Source organism: Aquiflexum sp. (assembly GCF_977115555.1).
Genome location: NZ_CDSBKL010000218.1, coordinates 1 through 6,964, shown reverse-complemented (window position 1 = coordinate 6,964; position 6,964 = coordinate 1). Strand labels below are relative to the sequence as shown.

5 protein-coding genes are annotated in these 6,964 nt (G+C 40.1%); 3 read left to right on the top strand and 2 right to left on the bottom strand.

What is annotated here, in order from left to right; translation table 11 throughout:
- Both ACZFYI_RS13095 and ACZFYI_RS13090 read right to left on the bottom strand, forming a co-directional pair.
- Window positions 1–170, bottom strand: a 170-nt coding sequence (locus tag ACZFYI_RS13095) for a response regulator transcription factor (RefSeq protein WP_462524578.1), incomplete at its 3' end; no start/stop codon positions are given.
- Window positions 167–1,633: a sensor histidine kinase gene (locus ACZFYI_RS13090; RefSeq protein ID WP_462524577.1), complete on the bottom strand. Its 1,467-nt coding sequence runs from the start codon at window positions 1,631–1,633 to the stop codon at window positions 167–169. The genes ACZFYI_RS13090 and ACZFYI_RS13095, both read right to left, overlap by 4 nt.
- Window positions 1,634–1,762: 129 nt before the next feature.
- Between ACZFYI_RS13090 and ACZFYI_RS13085 the strand changes: the two genes are divergently transcribed.
- The 3 genes from ACZFYI_RS13085 to ACZFYI_RS13075 all read left to right on the top strand — a co-directional run bounded on the left by ACZFYI_RS13085 (window position 1,763) and on the right by ACZFYI_RS13075 (window position 6,898).
- A complete protein-coding gene (locus ACZFYI_RS13085; RefSeq protein ID WP_462524576.1) occupies window positions 1,763–2,533 on the top strand; it encodes a GLPGLI family protein in 771 nt (256 codons plus the stop codon).
- 160 nt (window positions 2,534–2,693) lie between these two features.
- Window positions 2,694–5,501: an outer membrane beta-barrel protein gene (locus ACZFYI_RS13080; RefSeq protein WP_462524575.1), complete on the top strand. Its 2,808-nt coding sequence runs from the start codon at window positions 2,694–2,696 to the stop codon at window positions 5,499–5,501.
- Between the two features lie 167 nt (window positions 5,502–5,668).
- On the top strand, window positions 5,669–6,898 hold the full coding sequence (locus ACZFYI_RS13075; RefSeq protein ID WP_462524574.1) for an IS256 family transposase: 1,230 nt from the start codon (window positions 5,669–5,671) through the stop codon (window positions 6,896–6,898).
- Window positions 6,899–6,964 lie beyond the last annotated feature (66 nt).

Below are 6,964 nucleotides of genomic sequence, written 5' to 3'. Positions count from 1 at the left end.
TTGGGTAACATGATGTCCAAGACACAGATATCAAAGGAATCTTTCTCAAAAAACCTCAATCCCTGCAGTCCATCTTCAGCCATAGAAACTTGGTATTTTCTGCTTTGGAGACTTTCTTTAACAATCTTTCCCAAAGCAGGTTCGTCTTCTACATATAGGATTTTAGTCATGCTTTTGGTAATTGGATGGTAAAAATGGAGCCTTTGTCTACCTGGCTTTCAAGGTTTATTTTCCCCTTATGGAATTTGATTATTTCAGCCACTTGAGCCAAACCCAAACCATATCCTTTGATATCATGCACATCCTGTTGCGGTACCCTGATAAATTTTTCAAAAATGTCTGTTTGATAGGATTCAGGGATTCCTATTCCCCGGTCTTGGATCTTTAGGAAGACGTGCTTTTCCTCTTCTGTCAAAGAAACTTTGATAAAAAAATGCTCTCTGCTGTACTTGATGGCATTGTCCAATAAGTTGAATATTACCAAGGATAATTGTTCGGCATTGCCATTGACAAAGAAGTTTGTTCCTTTTTCTTCTAAACTGAACTCAAATCCTTTGGAATCCAAAACAGGTTTTAAGGTATTCAGGTTTTCGACCAATAAATTGCTTAAGTCCAAAGGGGTTAGCATTTCCGATTGATTGGATCCCAAAACTGACGATTTGAGAATATTGTCTGCCATGGAGGTCAGCCTTTTCAACTCGTTTTTTGCGATTTGGATATATTCTTCTTTGGTGGCCTGGTTTTCGTTTGCTCCAAAGTTTTGGAGAGACTCCAAGACCACAGATACTGTTGCGATCGGGGTTTTGAGTTCGTGGGTGATATTGCTGATGATGTCGTTTTTGAGGAGATTCAACTGCTGTTGCTTGATCATATTACGATACATCATGATCAGAGAAAAGCTGATAAATGTGATCACCAAGATTGCAAACAAAACCGGAGGAATCATTTTCTTGAATAAGTATCCATTTAAGTTTTCAAAGTATGGCTGAATTCTCAAACCAGGCGGAATAGGTACTTCATCCAAAGTCAGAATTTCTTTGTCCAATGAGTCAAAATCAGCCATTCTAAATGCCTTTCTGACCTTGGATTGAGGTGGAAATCCGTTTTTTTGAAGCTTTTGATTGAATTTTTTGTTGATAGATTCGGTATCGATGTTTTCGTCATTGATTCGGAAAATAAATTTGTTGGCGCTTTGAAGGGTATCAATTTTCTGCATCATTGGCCTTAATGTCGCTTTCAATGAGTCGACATTTAAGGACCTGCCATTTGTAATTATCCTGATTTGTTTGATTGAATCAGGGTTTATCATTTCTATTCTGGTTGGTGATTCTTGAATTCTTTGTACTTCAAGATGAAATACCTTGATGGAGTCACCTGAATTACCGTCGTCAATTTTACCTGTCCATGATGCAGAATCAGTCGGAAAAGTCTGAAAAATTGCAGGTCTCAAGTCTTTTACCATCATCGAATCCAACATTTCCGTTACTGTATTTTTAAAGAGGAGGTTTGCTTCTTGTTTGAAACCTGTTTGGTAATCCTTATATACAGACCTCAGCCATAGAATCTGCAAAACCAAAAGCACCAAAATGCTTCCAGTCATCAAGGCAAGATAGAGGTTGTTTTTCTTTTGCATGAAACAAAGATATCGGCTTTTTCAAGGTTTGCGACAGGACATTAACCTTAATTAACCTTGTATTCAGGTTGCTTAACCTAGTTCTATTTTTTGCCTTTCTACTTTTGGTCCAACAAAACCTAAATCATTATGAAAAAATATATTTTAGCCATTTTAGTCTGTGCCTCTTGGGGATTTATCAGCTCTGAAGTTTCTCAGGGAGTGATCACTTATACTACCAAAGTGAATATGCATAAAAGGATTCCACCTGAACAGGAAGAAATGAAAAAGATGGTGCCTGAATTCAATACCACACAAAACAATCTTTTTTTCAATGAATTGGAAAGCTTATACAAACCACTTCCGGTAGATGAAAATCCATTTGACCAAAGTTCGGGTGGAGGTTCATGGACAAGTTCCGGTGGGGGAGGAGGCCAAAGGGTAATCCGGATGGTGATGCAAAATGAAACCTATCTCAATCGAGACAATGACATGATGACCCAATTGAAAGAGTTTATGGGTAAAAAGTACATTATCAAAAATGAGCCAAGTAGGATTCCCTGGAAACTGGGTCAGGAATCCAGAGAAATAGCAGGCTATCCATGTAAGAATGCTAGCTATACGGATGAAAACAAGAGGGAAATTACAGCTTGGTATACAGAAGAAATCCGGCTTCCAATTGGTCCTGAAGGCTTCTATGGCTTACCGGGTTTGATTTTGGAAGTGAGTGTCAATGTCGATGATATCGTCATCACAGCAGATAAAATTGATTTACGGGGATTGAAGAAGAATGAACTCAAAGAACCCAAAGGAGGAGAAGAAATGACGGATGAGGCCTATAAGGCAATGGTCCAGACTGAAATGGAAAAAATGGGTATTCAAGGCGGAAAAGGCGGAATGAGGATGATTATCAAAAATTAGATAGGAAATCCGGGTAGAGAGATACTTTAGCCAAGTCCCGAGAATCAAAAATGGGAAGAGCGGGATAGTGTCGGTAATTCCTTCCTTTTTCTTGATGTAAAGGTCTCTCATCCGTCATCGCTCACCGATTTCCAACACACCAGCTTCCATACTTCCAACTATGAAAACAACCACTATTTTCCTTTTCTTCCTTTTTTTGATAACAAATCTTGCCGCCCAAAGTAACAGGTGGTCTGTATCAGGTATCATACAAGATCCAACGGGAAAGCCACTTCCCTCTGCAACCATTACCCTTTTAGATCCAAATGATTCGACATTGGTGACTTTTGGGGTGAGCAATCCCTCCGGGAATTTTGAGATCAAAAACCTTAGAGAAAATGAACTGTTGCTGCAGATTTCCTTTGTTGGTTTTAGTCAGGTTTTACAGATTATCAAAAGACCTGAATCCATGCCATCGCTTTCATTAGGTTTGATCAAAATGAATGAAAATACAGCTGAGTTGGATATGGTTACGGTAGAAGATATTGCTCCTGTGACGATCAAAAAAGACACAATCGAATACAATGCGATGGCCTTCAAAACCCAACCCAATGCCAATGTGGAAGATCTTCTCAAGCGGTTGCCGGGGGTGGAAGTAGATGCCGACGGCAATATCAAAGCCCAAGGTGAAAAGGTTCAGCGGATTTTTGTGGATGGAAAGGAATTCTTTGGAAATGATCCCAAAATGGCCTCCAAAAACCTCCTTGCAGAGGCAATATCCAAAATTCAGATTTATGACCGGAAATCAGATCAAGCTGCATTTACAGGAATTGACGACGGCAAAAGGGAAAAAACCATCAACCTTAGCCTGAAAGAAGACTACAAGAAGGGCTATTTCGGAACTTTAAACGGAGGAGCGGGAACAGATAACAGGTATGCCCTCAAAGGTAATGTCAACAAATTTACAGAAAAACAACAGATTTCCTTTTTGGGTATGGCCAACAATACCAATGAACAGGGATTTTCTATCGACGATTATATTAATTTCAATGGAGGTATCCAGAGTTTTGCTTCGGGTGGTCAGGTAAGGATCGTAATAGGAGGGAACAGTCCGAGTTCGATTCCCATCAATACAGGCCAAAGGATGAACGGAATTATGAACAGTGCCGCATTGGGTACCAATATCAACCAGGAATTCAGTAAAAAAACAAAACTGACGGGAAGCTATTTTTTCAACAGACTTGACCATAACATTGTCCAAAATACTAACAGACTGAATTTCTTTCCGACAGGAGATTTTAATTTCAACGAGCAAAGCAAGCAGGACAACCTCAACGCAAACCATAAGCTAAACCTGATTTTGGATCATAAAATTGACACTTTGAATTCTTTTCGGTCTTCGACAAATGCCAATTATACAGAAACGAACCGGGTGATGAACAGCCTCACCGAGAATACAGACTTGGAAGAAAATATGCTTAACAGGGGTGAAAGGACAAATCTGACGAATGGGAACAGCTTTCAATTAAATACCGATTTTCTCTTTAGACACCGCTTTAACAAACCAGGAAGAAGCTGGTCTGCAAATCTTAATCTTGGTGTCAGTGACAACCAATACCAAGGAGATCTGTATGCGAAAAATGAATTTTTTACGGGTGTTCCCGAGACAGAAATCATCGAGCAATTGCAGCTGCAGGAAAACACAGCAATCAATTATGGGGGAAATTTTTCATACACAGAGCCTTTGGGAGGTAGAAAATATCTTGAAATCGTTTATAATTTCCGTCAAAACCACAACGATGTCAATAGGGAGGTTTTTGATAAAGAAGAAGAAAGCTTGATTTTCAATACGGCATTAAGTAATAAATTCAACAGTCTCTATACCTATCATAGACCGGGAATAAATGTCAGTATGAACAGAAATAAATACAATTTGGTAGCAGGTGTGGCGATGCAGGCTACTAGATTGAATGGTGAATTGCTCCTTTACAATGAAACAATAAGGAATTCTTTCGAAAATTTCCTTCCAAGTTTAAGGTTCAATTACAGCTTTTCAAATTCCAAAAACCTTGGTTTTGATTATGGGACTTCTGTAACCGAACCAACTATTGAACAGCTGCAACCGGTGATCAACAATTCTGATCCATTAAATATTTATGTCGGAAATCCGGCTTTAAAGCCTGCTTTCCTCCATAACATAAGACTCAATTACAACAGTTTTGACATGGGAAGGTTGGTCAATTTCTTTGGAATGGTCAATGTCAATTATACAGAAAATGCCATCGTGAATTCACAATCCATAGATGAGAGGCAAGTCAGGACGATCATGCCGGTTAATGTCAAAGATAACCTGATGTTAAATTCCAATTTCAATTTAGGTTTTCCCATCAAACCTTTGAACAGCAGGTTCAGTATTGGGCCAAACTTGATGTATCAAAAGGGGCTTAACCTGATTAATGAAATGCAGGATGTGATTAAAATTTCCAATTTTGGGGGTAATATCAGGTACGATTACAATTGGGAGGAATATGTCAATATCGGATTATCGGCCAATTTGAGCAGGCAGCGCACAGGTTATGATTTCAATCCGGAGCAAAATCAGCTTTTTTTCAACCAAAATTACAATGCTGAGGCAAATGTCAATTTTCTGAAGAACTATACCATTACAGGTAATTTCAACTACTTACTTTACAAAAGCGAGACGACTGATTTCAGGGAATCGATCCCGATTTTTAATCTTTCTTTGAGCAGATTTGTTTTGAAAAACCAAAAAGGTGAAATCAAACTTTCGGGCCAAAACCTTCTCAACCAAAATGTGGGTGTTTCCCAAAGAGCAGATGTAAATTTTATTGAGCAAACAGTCACGAACAACCTTGGTAGAATAATAATGCTAAGCTTTACCTATAAGCTGAATAACAAAATGAATCCCATGAACAATATGCCAAGACCAGGAGGTGGTGGGGTAAGGATGATTAGGATGGGAGGATGATAAAGGAAGAAGGTTGATGGAGGCAGGAAGAAGTAAGAAGTGAAAGGTAAAAGGCGGAAGTTGGAAGTTAGGATAAAGTCAGTTAACCAAATTTTGGAGGTCCAAGCTTTCTTTCTTTGAGACTGTTCAATTAACTGTGTCAAGGTTTAATTTATTAAATTTTGACTATGAAAGAAAACGGAGAAGAATTTGATTTCAAGGCATTTGCCAGACAGGCAGCAGATGCCCTTCGGTCAGGCAAACCATTGGCAGGGAAAGACGGGGTATTTACCCCTATGCTTAAGCTGATTATTGAATCCGCCCTTGAAGGAGAGCTTGATGACCATTTGGCTGACACAAGAAAAGGCTCTAAAAACAGGCGGAACGGGCATGGAGCCAAAAACATTCAAAGCTCGTTGGGCGGCTTTGAAGTTTTGGCTCCCCGGGACCGCAATTCGAGTTTTGAGCCCCGGATCGTCGGCAAGCGGCAGCATAAGATAAGTTCGGACATAGACCAGCAGATCATAGCCCTTTTCGGCAGGGGCATGAGTTACAGGGATATCCAGCAACATGTCGGGGAAATGTACGGGATTGAAGTTTCGGAAGGTACGATTACTGCTATAACCGACAGGCTTTACCCGCAGATTGTTGATTGGCAGAGCAGGCCTCTGGAGAGTCTCTATCCGGTGGTATGGCTTGATGCCATGCATTTCAAGGTAAGAGAAGACGGTGTTGTCAAAACCAAAGCAGTATATTCCATTCTCGGTGTGACCAAGGATGGGCAGAAAGAAGTTCTGGGTGTTTATTTCGGTGACCACGAATCGAGCAGGTTCTGGCGCCAGGTACTCCACGAACTCAAATTGAGGGGAGTGAAGGATATTCTGGTCATATGCATTGACAATCTCAGCGGGTTTGCCGAAGCAGTGGAAGACGTTTTCCCCCAGACCGATGTCCAGCTCTGTTTGGTACACCAGATGAGAAACTCAATGAAATGTATCACAGAGAAAGATCTCAAACCTATGATCAGGGACCTTAAAAAGATCTACACTTCCGATAATGAAAAAACAGCCTTTCATTATCTGGAGGAAGCGGAGAGCCTTTGGGGCGAAAAGTACAGAGTGGTTTTTAAATCCTGGCACCGCAACTGGGACAAACTAACCAACTTTTACAAGTATCCCCCACAGCTCCGCAGACTGATCTATACGACCAATCCGATAGAAAGCTATCACAGGATGGTAAGGAAGGTTACCAAAACCAAAGGTGCATTCAGTTCAGAAAATGCTATCTTAAAGCAGATTTATCTGGCAACAATGAATGCTAAGACAAAATGGAACGGTTCAATATTCGCTTGGCCTTCCATTCGGAAGGACCTAATTGCTTACTTTGATGAACGATTTGAAGGAAATGACACAGTTTAATGAACACTCCCAACTAGATCTGTTTTGGCGGAAACTATACTTACAATTTCCCATCAAATTAGCCAA